Origin of the sequence: Phycicoccus sp. Root101 (assembly GCF_001426245.1) — a bacterium.
Taxonomy (GTDB): Bacteria; Actinomycetota; Actinomycetes; order Actinomycetales; family Dermatophilaceae; genus Pedococcus.
This window is the reverse complement of the sequence record NZ_LMCM01000010.1, coordinates 29692-45384: the sequence shown is the minus strand read 5'-3', so window position 1 is coordinate 45384 and position 15693 is coordinate 29692. Positions and strand designations below refer to the sequence as shown.

Here is a 15693-nt window from a genome sequence, read left to right as displayed (position 1 = left end):
GTTCCGGCCACCTGAGGCGGAAACCTCCCACCCTTCGCGTGGTCGGGCGGGCGGGGGCGGTCGAGCGGCGGGCGCGCGGGGCGGTCGAGCGGCGGTCGGGCGTGGGCGCGATACCGTCGCGCTCGTCGGTGGGCACGGCTAGCGTGGCGAGGTATGACGGCACGCAAGGCCCGACTGGCCGACCTCGCCGAGATCGCCCTGGCACTGCCCGAGGTGGAGGAGGGCACGTCCTGGGGGCGCCCGGCCTACGTCGTGCGGAAGAAGTCGTTCCTGCATTTCCGTGAACCGCGACCGGATGCCATCGACCCGGACACCGGCGAACGCATGCAGGACGTCATCCTGCTCAGCGTCGCGGACCAGAACGACAAGGACGCCCTCGTCGCCTCGGACGGACCGTGGTTCACCACACCGCACTTCGACGGCTACAACGCGATCCTCGTGCGCGAGCGCGATCTCGGGAAGCTGACCCGGCGCGAGCTCGAGGAGGTCATCACCGACGCGTGGGCCGCCAAGGCGCCCAAACGCCTCGTCGAGAAGTTCTTCGACGAGGCGTGAGCGGAGCGGCTCCCCGGGTGGGTCGAGCCGCTGGAAGGGGCCGTCAGACGGTGACCTTGCCCGTGGGGGTGTCGAACGTGACCGACAGCAGCCCGGGGGTGCCGTGCGGGGCGACGAAGGTGAAGTCGATGACCGAGGACGTGTCGTCGGCCTTCATGTTGAGCCATTCGCGGACCCGGGCCGGGTCCCCGGCGATCTGCAGGCCGTCGATGGTGACCTGGGTGTGGGCCGCGGTCGAGGGGTGCAGGGCGGGGTCGTCCCACTTGATGAAGAACGGCAGCTGCGGGTCGGACATGAGGCCCTTGACGCCGAGCTGGCGCCAGCGCAGCTCCACACCGTCGGGGCGGTGCCGGTTGCCGACGACCGCCTCGCGGCCGATGCGCTGCTCGTACGGCGCGAGGTCGTCGACCGCGACGACCCAGCCGAGCCAGCCACCGCCGGCCTCGGAGCGCGCACGGACGGCCTGGCCGAACGGGGCCTTGTCGGAGGCCGGGTGGTCGAGCACCTCGACGACCTCGACGTACCGCTCGTGGGCCAACGGGAGGATCACGTTGCGAGTGCCGAAGCGGGGGTGGATGCCCCCGTCGACTGCGTCCACCCCGATGACCTTCGCCAAGCGAGCAGCGGTGGCCTTCAAACCGTCGTGCTCAGCTGCATACGAAACATGGTCAACTCGCATACCCGACATCGTGGCACACCCCGGGGAGTGCTCTTGACACGGGTGTGGTCAGTGGGGCAGCGGTGCTCCCAGTGCCGCGCGCTGGCGGACGGCCTCGTAGATGACGATTGCTGCTGATGTCGCCACGTTGAGGGAGTTTGCCTTGCCCACCATGGGGATTCGGACCTTGTGAGCAGCGTGGGCGAGCACCTCGTCGGTGAGCCCGTACTTCTCCGCACCCACCGCCACGGCCACCGGGCCGGTGTAGTCGACGTCCGTGTAGTCGACGTCGGTGTCCGGGGTCGTCGCGACCAGGGCGATGCCGTGGGCGTCGAGCCAGGCCAGCGTCGCCGCTGTCGAGTCGCTGGCCACCGGCACCGAGAAGACCGTGCCCTTGGAGGCGCGGACGAGGTTGGGGTTGCCCCAGTCGGTGACCGGGTCGGCGGCGATGACGGCCTCGACGCCCGCGGCGTCGGCGGTCCGGAGCATGGCGCCGAGGTTGCCCGGCTTCTCGACGCCCTGGCACAGGACGGTGAGGGCGTGGGGGCCGACGACGAGGTCGGCACAGGTGCGGGCCACGGCGGGGACGACGGCGATGAAGCCGTCGGGGCCCTCGCGGTAGGCGGCCTTCTCGAAGGCCGCCCGCGAGACGAGCACGGTGTCGACCCCCGAGCGGCGCACCTGGTCCACCACCCCGGTCTGCGCCGCGGGGTCGAGCATGAGGTCGGGGCAGTAGTACAGGGCCTCGGGGAGCACCCCGGCGTCGAGGGCCAGCGTCAGCTCCTCGTACCCCTCGATGAGCGTCTGCCCCGTCTCCTCGCGCGTGCGGCGACGGCGCAGCGCGGCAAGTGACTTGAGCCTCGGGTTGGACGGCGAGGTGATGTGGAGGTCAGCCATGGCCGGATCAGTGTGTCAGGTCATCGCCCGGTCAGGTCAGCGCACGGTAGGACTGCCCGTGCGGCCCGGACCAGCCGATAGGCGTGCCGTCGAGCGCCGTGAGGAACGGCTGCGGCCCCACGACGTCCGGCGGCTCGGGTGCGGCGACCAGCAGGTCGATCAGGCTCGGGTGCTCGTTGGCGAGCCAGTGCGCCCCGAGGGACCGGACCACCTCGACGAACCGCGCCCGCGTCTGCGCGTCGACGTAGGCGAGGACCGCGCTGTGCATCACGACGAGCGTCGCCCCCGCGGGAGCCAGGGAAGCGAGCCGGGGCAGGTCGTCGACGAGGTCGCCGGTGACGAGCAGGGGCGGCTCTGCGGCGACGAGCCCGGCAGCCGCCTGCAACCGACGACGGCGCTCGTCGTGCTCCGGCCAGACGAGGCACTCGAGCCAGCCCAGGTCCTCGGGATCGGTGAGGTCGAGCGGGTGCAGGTCGAGACCGGCCCGCCAGACCACCTCGGGCACCGCCGTGGGGGTCGGAGCATCACCGGACCAGGTGCAGGCCAGCACCGGCCCGGGACCGTCGCCGACCACGCCGTCACCCCAGTCGTAGCGGTAGCGGTCCGGGTAGAGGCACAGCCCTGCGCTGGCGCCGACCTCGAGGAGGGCCAGCGGCCCGGGCAGCAGGTTCAGCGCCGGGACGAGGGTGGCGCAGCGGCCTGCCTCGTTCGTCTGGGTGGACCGGGTCAGCAGCTCGGCACGGACCCGGGTCCAGTTCCCGGCGAGCCAGGTGAGGAACGCCGTCGGGTCGTCGACCGGGGCGCCGAGCAGCCGGGCGGTGCCGAACAGGAGGTTGGGCTGCCGCTTGGCCACGGGCACCGACGCGAGCGCCTGCTGTGCCTGCGGATCGGAGGCCACGGCATACGCCAGGCGCTCGTAGGTGGGGGACGAACCGGCCGCCTGGCCGCGCGCGAAGGCGAGGTACTCGGGGTCGGGCACTTCCAGCACCCCGGCATGATGGCACGGGCCCGTCGTGCACACTGTCCGCCATGAGCCATCCTGCCGTGACCGAGCGCTACGCCCTCCGACAGAAGATCACCATGATGGTGAACCGCTACGAGATCCGGACCGTCGACGCGGCCGGCAACGAGGGCGCCGTCATCGCCGTCGCCCAGCAGAAGCGGATGGCGTTCAAGGAGCAGGTCACCTTCTACGCCGACGAGGCGCGCAAGCAGCCGGTCTTCTCGTTCAAGGCCCGCCAGCGGATGGACCTCGGTGCGACGTATGACGTGTTCGACGCAGGCGGCGCGCCGATCGGCTGGTTCCGCAAGGACTTCGGCAAGTCGCTGCTGCGCTCCTCGTGGCACCTCGGCACCCCGGACGGACTCGCTGCGTTCGGCACCGAGCGCAACAAGAACGTCGCCATCGCGCGTCGCGTCTGGGAGTTCGTGCCCTACGTCGGAGAGATCCCGCTGCCGTTCCTGTTCCACTTCGACTTCACCGCCTCCGACGGCAGCGTCGTCCTGACCTCGGAGCGCAAGCGCTCCCTGCGCGACCGCTACGACATCCACCTGCCGCAGGCCAGCAACGGCTGGCAGCTCGACTGGCGGGTCGGCCTCGCGATGGCCGTCGCCCTGGACGCCCTGCAGTCCCGCTGACCGACGACCGGGCTCAGTCCTCGAGGCGCCAGGCCTCCTTGAGGCTGAGCTTGCCGCCGGTCTGCATCAGCGCGCGGCGGTAGACCCGCTCGGCCGCCAGCACCAGCAGCAGGGCGAACCCGACCAGCAGCACCATCGCCAGCACCGGCTCCCACCAGGCCACCCCGCCGTCGAGCATGCGGATCGGCATGAGCAGCGCGGAGACCGGCGGCACGAACGACGCGATGGTGCGGAACGTCCCGTCGAGGAACATGCCACCGAAGAACATCAGCATGACGAGCATGGTCACCGGCATCTGGGTCGACTGCAGGTCCTCGGTCCGCGAGGCGAGCGCACCGGCGACCGCCCAGAGGCACGACAGCGCCACGAACCCGGCCAGGAAGAACGCCAGGAACCAGCCGACCGTCCCCGACACCCCCGCGATGAGGCCGCTGTAGTCGGTGAACGCGAGCCCCACCATGGCCACCCCGACGTAGATCGCCATCTGCCCGACGGCCAGCACCGTGTTGCCGGCGATCTTGCCGGCGAGCAGCTGCCGCAACGGGATCGCGCCGGCGATGATCTCGACGATCCGCGACTGCTTCTCCTCGACGACGCTGCTGGCCAGCGTGATCCCGAAGGTCAGAGCGGCGATGTAGAAGAGGAAGGCGAAGGCGAACCCCATCAGCTGGCTCAGCTGCGACTCCTTGGCGTCGCCGACCAGCTGGGTGGTGGCGACCGTGCTGCCCTGCTCGAGCGCGGCCAGGGTCGTGCCCGCCGCGTCGGCGTTGCGGTCGATCGTGTCGGCGCGCACGACCTGCTGCACGACGGTGAGGAGCGAGGTGTCGGCACTCTCCTTCGTGGTGAGCTCCCAGCCGCTCGACGTCTGCCGCAGCCACGCGTCGGCGTCCTCGTCCTGGACGGCGGCCCTGGCCGCGGCGTCCGAGGGTGACCGGACGAGCTCGACCTTGACCGACTTGTCCAGGGTGCTGGCCTGGCCGGCGAGCTTGTCGACCATCGTCACCGCGGCGGGCGACGAGGCGACGATCTTCGAGGTGCTCGTGTGCCCGCTCAGCACGACCTGCAGGGCGAGCCCCCCGACGATGAGGGCGAGGGTGACGGCCGTGCCGACGAGGAAGGACCTGTCGGTCAGCTTGACCATCACCTCACGGCGGGCCACCAACGTCCAGGCGCTCCCCCCTGAGGCTCGGGCCGGCAGCCGGGCCGGACCCTGCCCGGTCGTCGTGTCCTGCACCGGCTGCTGCGCCAGTGCGTCCGTCCGGGTGCTCATGCCGTCACCTCCTGGTAGATCTCGCTGAGTCTGGGCACCACGCGCCGGAACTCGTGCACCGGGCCGCGCGCGGCCGCCTCGCCGAGGACGTGCTGCTCGGCGCCGGGCTCGAGGACCTCGATGAGGGCGGTGCCCCCGTCGACGTCGGCCACGTGGACACCGCGCTGGTCGCGGGTCCAGCCGGCGTCGCCGCCGACGACGAGGCGGTAGCGCACGGGACCACCGGACCGGAGCTCGTCGGCCGAGCCCTGCGCGACGACCTTGCCGCGCGCCATGACGACGAGCCGGTCGCACAGCCGGTCGACGAGGTCGAGCTGGTGCGAGGAGAACAGCACCGGCGTCCCGCGCCGGGTGTGCTCGCGCAGCAGGTCGGCCATCGAGTCGACCGCCGTCGGGTCGAGGCCGGAGAAGGGCTCGTCCAGGACGAGCGCCACCGGCGTCGGCACCAGGGCGGCGATGATCTGCACGCGCTGCTGGTTGCCGAGCGACAGCTTCTCCACCGGGTCGCGCTGCCGGTCACCGAGCCCGAACCTCTCCAGGTGCTCCACCACCGAGGTCCGGGCGGCTGCCGCGTCCATCCCCCTCAGCTGCGCGAGGTAGACGAGCTGGTCGACGATCGGCTGCTTGGGGTACAGCCCGCGCTCCTCCGGCATGTAGCCGAACCGCCGACGGTCTGCCGCGGTGATCGGCCGCCCGTCCCAGCGGACCTCCCCCGCGTGGATGCCGAGCACCCCCATGACCATCCGCATCGTCGTGGTCTTCCCGGCGCCGTTGCCCCCGACGAACCCGGTCATCGCACCCCCCGGCACGGGGAAGCCCACCCCGTCGACGGCGGTGTTCTCCCCGAACCGCCTGGTCAGTCCCCGCGTCTCGAGCATCGTGTCCCCTGTGTCCATGCCTCCACGCTAGGCAGGGGGGCCGGGCGGGACATCCCTCTGGAGGAGGAGATGTGCACAGGTGTGCGGAGCGCCCCGGGTTCGGGGCGGACGTGGACGGTGGTACTCACTCCCCCTGGGGGATGAGGCCGGCCCGGTGGGCCCAGACGACGGCCTGGACCCGGTCGCGCAGGTGGAGCTTGGCCAAGCAGTTCGAGACGTGGGTCTTCACGGTGGCCTCCCCCACGAAGAGCCTGGTGGCGATCTCGGCGTTGCTCAGCCCCTCCCCGACCAGGACCACCACCTCGCGCTCGCGCTCGGTGAGCAGGGCGTAGCCGGGGTCACCGGCCACGCCCTCACGAGCGGCCGCGGAGGTGGGGCCGCCGCGGTCCGGAGCGGGCGGCATACCGGGGGCGGAGGGGCGGGGGGCAGCGGTCATCCGCTCGATGACACGGCGGGTGACCTCGGGGGCGAGCAGGGCGTGGCCCCCGGCCGCGGCGCGGACGGCGTCGACGAGGGTGTCGGCGTCGGAGTTCTTGAGCAGGAAGCCGCTCGCACCCGCCTCGAGCGCGTCGAAGAGGTAGTCGTCACGGTCGAACGTCGTGAGGATGATGACCCGGCCCAGGTCCTCGGCGACGACCTGACGGGTCGCCTCGATCCCGTCGGTGCCGGGCATCTGCACGTCCATGAGCACGACGTCCGGGCGCAGGGCACGGGCCTGGGCGACCGCGGCCGCGCCGTCGGCCGCCTCACCCACGACCTCGAGGTCGTCCTCCACGGACAGGATCATCGCGAACCCCGACCGCACGAGCTGGTGGTCGTCGACGATGAGCACCCGCAACGGGTCGCTCACCGCGGACCTCCCACGGCGGCCCCGCTCGCGGGTTCGTCCTGCGCCACGACGTCACCGGTCGGGACGTCCTGCAGCGGGAAGCGCACCCGCACCCGGAACCCACCACCGACGCGCGGGCCGATGTCGACCTGACCCCGACGGGAGGCGGCTCGTTCGCGCACCCCCAGCAGGCCCAGCCCGGAGCCCGACGAACCCGGCACGGGGCGGCCGTCGTCGGTCACCTCGACCTCGACGAAGGGCGTCCGCGCGGAGCGTTCGACCCGCAGCACCACCGAGGCGTTGGCGGCGGTGGAGTGACGACGGACGTTGGTCAGCGCCTCCTGGGCGATGCGGTAGAGCGACAGACCGAGGGCGGCGGGCAGGGCGGCCGCCGCCCCCTCGGGCGACTCGACGAGCTGGTAGGTCACGCGCAGCCCCGGCGCCGACACCTCGCCGACCAGGGCAGGCAGGTCCCCGAGCCCCGGCTCGGGGGCGCGGTGGGTCGGGTCGCCCGCGCCGGCGCCCCGGGCGTCGGTGGGTTCGCGCAGGGCACCCACCAGCGAGCGCATCTGGTGCACGGCCTCCCGGGACGACCCCTCGACCGAGGCGAGCGCGCGGGCCGCCGCCTCGGGGTCCCTGGTGAGCAGTCGCCGTGCCCCGGCCGCCTGGATCCCGATCACGGACACGTGGTGGGCCACGACGTCGTGCAGCTCGCGCGCGATGCGCAGCCGCTCGCCCAGCACGGCCCGTTGCTGGAGGTCGGCGCTCTGCTCCCCGATGGTCCGCGCCTGGTCGGCGAGCCGGGCCCGCTGGCGGGCACCGCGCCAGGCGACCTGGCCCCCGATGATCGCGCCACCGAAGTAGAGGGCGTTGACGACCGCGGTGACGACGACGCTCGCGGCCACCGGGCTGACCAGTCCCGGTCGGCGCGACGCGTCCTCGCCGAGGCTCTCGCGGATACTGTCGATGCCGCTCCCGATGGCGAACGTCCACGCGAGCCAGACGAACATGAACAGCACCACGCCACCCATGACGACCAGCATGTCGCGGCGGCTGCGGCTCCAGGCGACCCCGCTGAAGATGGCGACGAAGTACACGATCTGCAGGGCCAGCTGGCCCATCACCGCCGGCATGGTGACCCCGACGACGAACATGTGCAGCGCCGCGAGCACAGCGACGGTGAGCGGCCAGCGACGGCGGCCGACGAGCAGGAGGGCGCCGAGCGCGACGGCGAGGTACTGCAGCCAGACGGGTTCGCCGATGCTCTCGAGGGCGCCCATGCTGCGGGACATCTCGAACGTCACCGCCGACAGCCCGAACGTCCCCACGCCCACGACCACGTCCCAGCGGGACACCTCGGCACCCCGGAACCACGGGTCGTCGACGGCGAAGAACGCGGCGAGCCGTGATCGCACCGTGGTGGCAGGTTCGGCGGTCACCGCTCCACCCTAGGTCGGACGCCACCCGGCGGTCCTCCCCCTCGAGTCGGAGATCCGGCGCCGTCGCGCCGATCGCCATGGCGCGGTCACGCCGATTCGGTATGGCGCGTGCGGCGTCAGAGCAGTGAGCGCAGGACCGGCACCAGGCCGTCGTCGTCGACGTCGCCGGTGACCTCGTTGGCGGCGGACTTCACCTCGTCGGGGGCGTTCCCCATCGCGACTCCCCGAGCGGCCCACTGCAGCATCTCGAGGTCGTTGCGCTGGTCGCCCACGGCGACCGTGAACTGCGGGTCGACCTCGAGGTGGCGGCGCAGGATCTCCAGCGCCGAACCCTTCGAGACACCCTCGGGGTTGAGGTCGAGCCAGGCGCTGAAGCCGACGGCGTAGTTGACGCCGTGCAGGCCGATCCGTTCGGTCAGGGCGAGGAAGTCCTCCGCGGTGCCGGTCGGCGAGCGGAAGGTCACGCGGGTGACCGGCTCGGCGACGAGCTCCTCCCACGAGACCACCGTGAGCTCGCCCTGCAGCTCGCCGTCGGGGAACGGCGCGCTCAGCTTGAACCCGACGCCGAGGTCCTCCACGGCGATCACGGCGTCCGGCCACTCGCCCCGGAGCAGGGTCAGCGCCGGCGCGGGGTCGAACGTCACCGCCTCGATGATCCGGAACCCCTTGTCCTCAGCGGGATCCAGCTCGAGGGTGACCGCGCCGTTGGAGCACACGGCATACCCGGTCGTGATCCCCAGCTCCTCCAGGATGGAGGTGGTGGCAGGGATGGAGCGCCCCGTCGCGATGATCACGTGGTGACCGGCGGCGACCACGGCGTGGACGGCATCACGCACGGCAGGCGACAGCTCTCCGGCGTGGTTGATCGTCGTGCCGTCGACGTCGAGGGCGACGAGGTGGGGGTGGGCCATGGGCCCGAGCCTACGGAAGGCGCACGTGCTGCGGCCCCAGGTCCGAGATCTGGCGCGTGCCGAGCAGGGCCATGGTGCGCCGCGCCTCGGCGGTGAGGATGTCGGCGGCCCGCTGCACCCCGGCCTCGCCACCGGCCATGAGCCCGTAGAGGTAGGCGCGGCCGACCATCACGCTGCTGGCACCGAGAGCGACCGCCGCCACGACGTCGGCGCCGGACATCACCCCGGTGTCGATCATGATCTCGGCATCGTCACCCAGCGCCTCGCGGACGTCGGGCAGCAGCCGCAACGGAACCGGCGCGCGGTCGAGCTGGCGCCCGCCGTGGTTCGACAGCACGATCGCGTCGACCCCTGCGTCGACGACCATCTTCGCGTCGTGCACGGTCTGGACGCCCTTGATGATGAGCGGGCCCTTCCAGAACGAGCGCACCCACTCCAGGTCGGCCAGGGTCATCGTCGGGTCGAACAACGTGTTGAGCAGCTCGGCCACGGTGCCGTCCCACGACGCCAGCGAGGCGAAGGTCAGGGGCTCGGTCGTGAGCAGGTTGCCCCACCAGGTGGGGTGCAGGGCCGCGTCGGCGACCGTCTTCACCGTCAGGGCCGGCGGGATCGAGAACCCGTTGCGCACGTCGCGCAACCGGGCCCCCGCGACCGGGACGTCGACCGTGAGGATGAGCGCTTCGTACCCGGCCTCCTCGGCCCGGCGCATGAGGTCCTCCCCGGCGCTGCGGTCCTTCCAGACGTAGAGCTGGAACCACTTCCGGGCGTTCGGGGCCGCGGCGGCCACGTCCTCGATCGAGGTCGTGCCCATGGTCGAGAGGGCGTAGGGGATGCCGATCCGGTCGGCGACGCGCACCACCGCCCGCTCGCCCTCGTGCTGCATCATCCGGGTGAACCCCGTGGGGGCGAACGAGAAGGGCAGCTGCGACGGCCGGCCGAGGAAGCTCGTGGACAGGTCGATCTCGGAGACGTCCTGGAGGATCGCCGGGTGGAACTCCAGGCCCGCGAAGGTCTGCCGGGCCCGCCGCAGGCTGATCTCGCCCTCGGCCGCGCCGTCGGTGTAGTCGAACACCGAGGTCGGCGTGCGGCGCTTGGCGACCCGTCGCAGGTCGGCGATCGTCAGGGCCGCGTCGAGGCGGCGCTTGCGGGCGTCGAGCTCGAGCGGCTTGGGTCGAAGGAGTGGCTTGAGCTCGGACCACCTGGGCAGCTGTCGATCACTCATCGGTCCAACCTAACCGGGTGGGCTACCGGTTGAGCTGGTCCTGGGCCGGTTGCCGGCCCCCTACGGGCTCGTCCGCGCCGGTCCCAGCGGCCGGCGACACACCCAGGACGTCGTCGACCTCGGAGTCGCTGAGCTCGTCCGCCGCCGCTGCGACCGCAGCCATGACCTCACCGAGAAGAGCGATCTCGGCAGCGAGGTCTCGGTCGTCGAGCGGTGTGCCCATCCCCTCAGGTTCGACCCGTCGGGCCGCGGAATCCATGGCCCACCCGGGCCCCTTTCCACGCCGATGGTCGTAAGACCATCGGCCCTTCGGGAGTGCAGCCGCCCTCACGCGACGGGACGCAGCACCTCGAGGCCGAGGAACGGCTGGAGCGCCTTGGGCACGACCACCGAGCCGTCGGCCTGCTGGTGGTTCTCGAGGATGGCGACCATCCAGCGGGTGGTGGCGAGCGTGCCGTTGAGCGTGGCGACGGCGCGGGTGCCCTGGCCGTTGGGGTCACGCTCACGCGTGTTGAGCCGTCGGGCCTGGTAGGTCGTGCAGTTCGAGGTGGAGGTGAGCTCGCGGTAGCGGCCCTGGGTGGGCACCCACGCCTCGCAGTCGAACTTGCGCGCCGCCGGGCCACCGAGGTCGCCGGCCGCCGTGTCGATGATGCGGTAGGGCACCTCGATCTTGGCGAGCATCTCCTTCTCCCAGCCGAGCAGCCGCTGGTGCTCGGCTGCGGCGTCCTCGACGCGGCAGTAGGTGAACATCTCGACCTTGTGGAACTGGTGCACGCGGATGATCCCCCGCGTGTCCTTGCCGTGCGACCCGGCCTCGCGGCGGTAGCAGGCCGACCAGCCGGCATACCGCTTCGGGCCCGCGGACAGGTCGAGGATCTCGTCCGCGTGGTAGCCGGCGAGCGCCACCTCGGAGGTGCCGGTGAGGTAGAGGTCGTCCGCCTCGAGGCGGTAGACCTCGTCGCCGTGCTTGTCGATGAACCCGGCCCCGGCCATCACGTCGGCCTTGACCAGGGTCGGCGTGATCATCGGGGTGAACCCGTGCTCGACGGCCTGCGCGATGCCCATGTTGAGCAGCGCCAGCTCGAGCCGAGCACCGACACCGGTGAGGAAGTAGAACCGCGAGCCGCCGACCTTGGCGCCGCGCTCCATGTCGATGGCCGCGAGCGACTCACCGAGGGCGAGGTGGTCCCTGGGCTCGAAGTCGAACTCCGGGATCTCGCCGACGGTCTCGAGCAGCGTGTAGTCGTCCTCGCCGCCGACGGGCACGCCGTCCTCGACGATGTTGCCGATCTGGCGGATGAGGTCGCCGAGGGTGGCCTGAGCAGTGTCGGCGTCGGCCTGCAGCTGCTTGACCCGCGCCGAGATCTCCTTGGTCCGCGCGAGCAGCGCCTGCTTCTCGTCACCCTGCGCCTGCGCCACCTGCTTGCCGAGGGACTTCTGCTGGGCGCGCAGCTGCTCGAACTCCGTCAGGGAGGAGCGGTGCGTCTGCTCGGCAGCGAGGATCGCGTCGACGATCCCCTCGTCCTCACCACGGGCGCGCTGCGAGGTGCGGACGCGGTCCGGGTCCTCGCGCAGGAGCTTGATGTCGATCACGGCGTCAGCCTACCGAGCGTCCGCCATCCGATTTTCCGTTGCCTCCCGACGCCCTCCCCGCCCATCCTTCCCGTATGCCGTCCGCCGCCACCCTGGGTGCCTTCGCCGTCGCCGCCACCGCGCTGATCCTCCTGCCGGGGCCGGCGATGCTGTTCCTCATCTCGCGCGGCATCGGCCACGGCAGCCGTCGGCTGGCCGTCGCGTCGATGGCCGGCATCGAGACGGCGACCGCGGTGATGGTGGTCGCGACGGCGTTCGGGCTGTCCGCGGTCATCAGCTCGTCGGTGCTCGCCTTCTCCGTCGTGAAGTACGCCGGCGCGGCATACCTCGTCTGGCTGGCGGTCCGGGAGTTCCGCAGCAAGGGGCACTTCGCCCTCGACCGGGCACCGGTCACGAACACCGGCCGCGCGTTCGGCGACGCGTTCCTCGTCGGCATCTCCAACCCGAAGACTGCGGTCTTCTTCGTCGCGTTCTTCCCGCAGTTCCTGCACCGCGAGGCCGGCCCGATCTGGTCGCAGGTCCTCGTGCTGGGGGCGGTCTTCGTCGTCATCGGCGCCGTGTTCGACAGCGTCTACGCCCTGAGTGCCGGCTCCATCGGCCGGTGGCTCGGCCGGCACCCGCGGGCCGTCGAGCGGCAGAAGTACGTCTCCGGGTCGATCTTCCTCGTCATGGGTGGGGCGGCCGCCCTCACCGGTCACCCGACCAGGGCCTGACCGCCCCCACGTCCACGAGGTGGTGGGCGAGGTCGTGCAGGAAGTAGCGACCCAGCGACTCCACCGTGAACGCGGACCCGTTGCTGCGCAGTCCGCGTCGTGCCCACTGGTCGCCCTCGACGCCGGCGAACGAGGCCGCCACCGCGTCCGCGGCCTCGGCCAGCTGGCGCCCGACGAGCAGCGGGTCCTGCGCGCCGTACCCCTCCTCCAGGGCGGTCTCGTCCTGGTCCCAGTTGGGGAACGTCGGCTCGTCCTCGTCGAGCATGAGCCGGACCCGTCCTCCGAACACCCGGCACACGTCACGGACGTGGCAGGCGTACTCCAGCGGCGACCAGACCCCGGGGCCCGGACGGTTCGCGACGTCATCGCGGGCGAGCACCTGCTGCCACGGCACCGTGAGCTCGACCGTCAGCCCGGCGACGGACTCGGCCGCGACGGCGGCCGCCTCGAACCCGCACTCGGGGCAGGCGCGCTCCAGCGTCCAGGTCCAGTCCTTGGTGTCCGGCTCGACCGCGTCGTCCGCTGCTCCCATGACGACACCGTAGACGCGAACGCCCACGGGAGCCGGTAGCGTCGCCCCGTGCTCCACGAACACTCCGGCTGGATCGCCTTCGCGGCGATCGTCCTCGTCATCCTCCTCGCCCTCGGCATCGCCGGCTGGGCAGGGATGCGGGTCAACAGCTCCGGAGGTGCCCACCGAGGACGCCGGTGGGGGCGCCGCCCGCACCGCAACGAGTTCCGCCCGGAGGGCACCGTGTCCGAGACACCCACGCGTCGCGCAGCGATCATCATCAACCCCACCAAGTTCGACGACCTGCCGGCGGTGAAGAAGCAGATCACCGAGGAGTCGCAGGCCCTCGGCTGGACCGAGCCGTTGTTCATCGAGACCACGGCCGAGGACACCGGTCAGGGCCAGACCCGCGAGGCGCTCGAGCGCCAGGTCGACCTCATCTGCCCGCTCGGTGGCGACGGCACGGTCCGCGCGGTCGCAGAGGTGCTCGTGGGCACCGACACCCCGATGGGGCTGCTGCCCGGGGGCACCGGCAACCTGTTGGCCCGCAACCTCGACCTGCCCGTCGACGACCTCGGGGACGCGCTGCGGGTCGCCCTCACCGGACAGAACAAGCGCGTCGACGTCGGCCGCCTCACCATCGACCAGTCCGGCGAGCACGAGCGGCCCGCCCAGCACGTCTTCCTCGTCATGGCCGGGCTCGGCTTCGACGCGGCGATCATGGCCGACGCCCCCGAGGGGCTCAAGGCCAAGGTCGGTCCGGCTGCCTACGTCGTCTCGGGTGCCCGCAACCTGCGCGGCCCGCAGTTCAAGGTCCGCATGAAGATCGACGACCAGGAGGAGTTCACCCGTCGCGCGCGCACGGTCATCATCGGCAACTGCGGCAAGCTCCTCGGCGGGCTGGTGCTGATGCCGGAGGCCGAGCTCGACGACGGCAAGCTCGACACCGTGGTGCTGTCCCCGCAGGGCGTCGTCGGCTGGGCCGCCGTCGCCGCGCGCCTCGCCTCCAAGAAGCGCAAGGGCCACAGTCGCGTCGACCACTACACCCACGACACGATCCGCATCCGCGCCGACCGCCCGCAGGAGGTCCAGATCGACGGTGATGTCCTCGGCAAGGCCCGCGCCGTCAACGCAGAGATCGTCCCCGGCGCCCTCGTCGTCCGCGTGGGCTCCCCCGACTGATGGCGGGCCACGCACAGGCGCCGTCGCGCTCCGGCGGCCGGACCCGACTGGCCCGGCTCGGTCGCGGGGTCATCGCGATGGTGCTGTTCGCGGTGCCGTTCGTGCTCATCGGGTTCGCCGTGCGCCAGCAGTTCGGCCCGCTCATCCGCTTCGACGAGGCCATGGCCGACCGGGCCACCGACATCACGCGGTCGATCGGCGCGGCGGACGCGCTCATCGCGCTCCAGGCGATCAGCCAGCCGTGGGTGCTCTACATCGCGGCGACGCTCGTCTGCCTGTGGGCGTGGTTGGTCAAGAAGCTGCGCAACCGCGCACTGTGGGCCTTCGTCACCATGATGATCGGCTGGAACCTCGCCCTGGACGCCAAGCTCCTGGTGCAGCGGGCCCGACCGGTCGTCGACGACCCGATCTCGCACGCCCCGGGGTACTCGTTCCCGTCGGGTCACGCATCCAACGCCGCGATCATCGCCACGGCGATGGTGTTCCTGCTGTGGCCGCTGCTGTCGCACGCCGGGCGCCGCGTGGCCACCACGGTGGCCGTCGTCGTGGTGGTGCTCGTCGGCCTGGACCGGATCTTCCTCGGTGTGCACTTCGCGTCGGACGTGCTCGCGGGGTGGATCCTCGGCGTGGGCACTACGTTCTCCTCATGGCTCGGATTCATTGGCAAGAAGGCCGCGACCTCCTCACCCGGACCGTCGTCCCCGGCGTAGGCGTCTTCGCGGTGGTGGTCGCCCTCGGGCTGCTCATCACCGGGCCGCTGGCGGTGATCGACCACAAGGAGGACCGCATCTCCGCGGACTTCAACCGGTTCCGCAACGATGCGCTCGACCCGGTGAGCGCGGTGTTCTCGCACGTGGGGAACACCGAGTACGTCATCGCGATCTGCCTGGTCGCCGTGGGGATCCTGTACTGGCGCACGCGTGACCTGCGCTGGTCGGTCGTCCCGCTGGTGGCGATCTCCCTGCAGGCCCTGATCTTCCTGTTCGCGACCATGGCCGTCGGGCGCCAGCGGCCCCCGGCCATCCCGATGGACGCCTCACCGCCGACCTCCAGCTTCCCGAGCGGGCACACCGGGGCCTCGACGGCGCTCTACGTCTCGTTGCTGCTCATGGCGGCCACCCGGATCGAGCGCGCCGGCCTGCGCCGGCTGGTGATCGGCGTCTGCGCCGTCCTGCCGGTCCTGGTCGGCCTGGCCCGGCTCTACCGCGGTGCCCACCACATCTCCGACGTCGTCGTCGCGATGCTCAACGGCATCGCGTGCGCCCTGCTGGCGTTCCACTGGTGGAAGGCCACCCGCACGCAGACCGCCACCGGGCGGGCCAAGGCCGCGCTCGCCACCTGAACGGACCCTGAGAACGACCCGCGCAGATCTGCACCGGGGCCACTACCTTCGCCTC

The 15693-nt window shown here is 71.7% G+C and carries 18 protein-coding genes; 6 read left to right on the top strand and 12 right to left on the bottom strand.

All coding sequences use genetic code 11. From position 1 onward, the window contains the following. The first annotated feature begins 153 nt into the window (after positions 1-153). Positions 154-555, top strand: a complete 402-nt coding sequence (locus ASC58_RS17105) for an MmcQ/YjbR family DNA-binding protein (protein WP_056920163.1) — start codon at positions 154-156, stop codon at positions 553-555. A 43-nt stretch (positions 556-598) separates the two neighbouring features. On the opposite strand, the gene ASC58_RS17100 is transcribed toward ASC58_RS17105, so the two are convergent. The 3 genes from ASC58_RS17100 to ASC58_RS17090 are packed head-to-tail and all read right to left on the bottom strand — an operon-like array spanning position 599 to position 3098. After that, entirely contained in the window at positions 599-1234 is a 636-nt protein-coding gene (locus ASC58_RS17100) for a VOC family protein (RefSeq protein WP_056915981.1), read from the bottom strand. A gap of 48 nt (positions 1235-1282) precedes the next feature. Beyond that, on the bottom strand, positions 1283-2110 hold the full coding sequence (locus ASC58_RS17095; RefSeq protein WP_056915982.1) for an RNA methyltransferase: 828 nt from the start codon (positions 2108-2110) through the stop codon (positions 1283-1285). Between the two features lie 31 nt (positions 2111-2141). After that, positions 2142-3098: a DUF2332 domain-containing protein gene (locus tag ASC58_RS17090; RefSeq protein WP_200947861.1), complete on the bottom strand. Its 957-nt coding sequence runs from the start codon at positions 3096-3098 to the stop codon at positions 2142-2144. A 41-nt stretch (positions 3099-3139) separates the two neighbouring features. Between ASC58_RS17090 and ASC58_RS17085 the strand changes: the two genes are divergently transcribed. After that, positions 3140-3748 (top strand): hypothetical protein, encoded by a 609-nt coding sequence (locus tag ASC58_RS17085; RefSeq protein ID WP_056920161.1) that lies wholly within the window; start codon positions 3140-3142, stop codon positions 3746-3748. Positions 3749-3761: 13 nt separating this feature from the next. On the opposite strand, the gene ASC58_RS17080 is transcribed toward ASC58_RS17085, so the two are convergent. The 8 genes from ASC58_RS17080 to serS form a co-directional block, all read right to left on the bottom strand. Next, positions 3762-5018, bottom strand: a complete 1257-nt coding sequence (locus ASC58_RS17080) for an ABC transporter permease (RefSeq protein ID WP_056920160.1) — start codon at positions 5016-5018, stop codon at positions 3762-3764. Continuing rightward, complete coding sequence (locus tag ASC58_RS17075) at positions 5015-5914, bottom strand: ABC transporter ATP-binding protein (RefSeq protein WP_369796255.1); 900 nt, start codon at positions 5912-5914, stop codon at positions 5015-5017. The genes ASC58_RS17080 and ASC58_RS17075 overlap by 4 nt, the downstream gene beginning before the upstream one ends. A gap of 106 nt (positions 5915-6020) precedes the next feature. After that, positions 6021-6746, bottom strand: coding sequence for a response regulator transcription factor (locus ASC58_RS17070; RefSeq protein WP_056920159.1), 726 nt, complete (start codon positions 6744-6746; stop codon positions 6021-6023). Continuing rightward, the gene (locus tag ASC58_RS17065) at positions 6743-8164 is read right to left on the bottom strand and encodes a sensor histidine kinase (protein ID WP_200947860.1); all 1422 of its coding nucleotides are present in this window, start codon (positions 8162-8164) and stop codon (positions 6743-6745) included. Before ASC58_RS17065 ends, ASC58_RS17070 begins: the two co-directional genes overlap by 4 nt. Before the next feature lie 116 nt (positions 8165-8280). After that, complete coding sequence (locus ASC58_RS17060; RefSeq protein ID WP_056915986.1) at positions 8281-9075, bottom strand: HAD family hydrolase; 795 nt, start codon at positions 9073-9075, stop codon at positions 8281-8283. Positions 9076-9085: 10 nt separating this feature from the next. Continuing rightward, positions 9086-10297 carry an alpha-hydroxy acid oxidase gene (locus ASC58_RS17055; RefSeq protein WP_056915987.1) on the bottom strand — a complete coding sequence of 404 codons (1212 nt, stop codon included), beginning with the start codon at positions 10295-10297 and terminating at the stop codon, positions 9086-9088. 22 nt (positions 10298-10319) lie between these two features. Further along, positions 10320-10520 (bottom strand): hypothetical protein, encoded by a 201-nt coding sequence (locus ASC58_RS17050; RefSeq protein ID WP_056915988.1) that lies wholly within the window; start codon positions 10518-10520, stop codon positions 10320-10322. Between the two features lie 104 nt (positions 10521-10624). Then, positions 10625-11890 carry a serine--tRNA ligase gene (gene serS, locus ASC58_RS17045; RefSeq protein WP_056920158.1) on the bottom strand — a complete coding sequence of 422 codons (1266 nt, stop codon included), beginning with the start codon at positions 11888-11890 and terminating at the stop codon, positions 10625-10627. Positions 11891-11964: 74 nt separating this feature from the next. On the opposite strand from serS, the gene ASC58_RS17040 reads away from it, so the two are divergent. After that, positions 11965-12603: a LysE family translocator gene (locus ASC58_RS17040; protein ID WP_056915990.1), complete on the top strand. Its 639-nt coding sequence runs from the start codon at positions 11965-11967 to the stop codon at positions 12601-12603. Here the strand turns inward: ASC58_RS17040 and ASC58_RS17035 are convergent. After that, positions 12578-13135 (bottom strand): DinB family protein, encoded by a 558-nt coding sequence (locus tag ASC58_RS17035; RefSeq protein WP_056920422.1) that lies wholly within the window; start codon positions 13133-13135, stop codon positions 12578-12580. The two genes, ASC58_RS17040 and ASC58_RS17035, sit on opposite strands and share 26 nt — an antisense overlap. Before the next feature lie 48 nt (positions 13136-13183). Between ASC58_RS17035 and ASC58_RS17030 the strand changes: the two genes are divergently transcribed. Genes ASC58_RS17030 through ASC58_RS17020 form a run of 3 tightly spaced genes read left to right on the top strand, consistent with a single transcriptional unit; the run spans position 13184 to position 15638 of the window. Then, positions 13184-14296, top strand: coding sequence for a diacylglycerol kinase family protein (locus tag ASC58_RS17030; RefSeq protein ID WP_056915991.1), 1113 nt, complete (start codon positions 13184-13186; stop codon positions 14294-14296). After that, positions 14296-15006, top strand: coding sequence for a phosphatase PAP2 family protein (locus tag ASC58_RS17025; RefSeq protein WP_235529300.1), 711 nt, complete (start codon positions 14296-14298; stop codon positions 15004-15006). The genes ASC58_RS17030 and ASC58_RS17025 overlap by 1 nt, the downstream gene beginning before the upstream one ends. Continuing rightward, positions 14943-15638 (top strand): phosphatase PAP2 family protein, encoded by a 696-nt coding sequence (locus ASC58_RS17020; RefSeq protein WP_056920157.1) that lies wholly within the window; start codon positions 14943-14945, stop codon positions 15636-15638. The genes ASC58_RS17025 and ASC58_RS17020 overlap by 64 nt, the downstream gene beginning before the upstream one ends. The last annotated feature ends 55 nt before the right edge of the window (positions 15639-15693 follow it).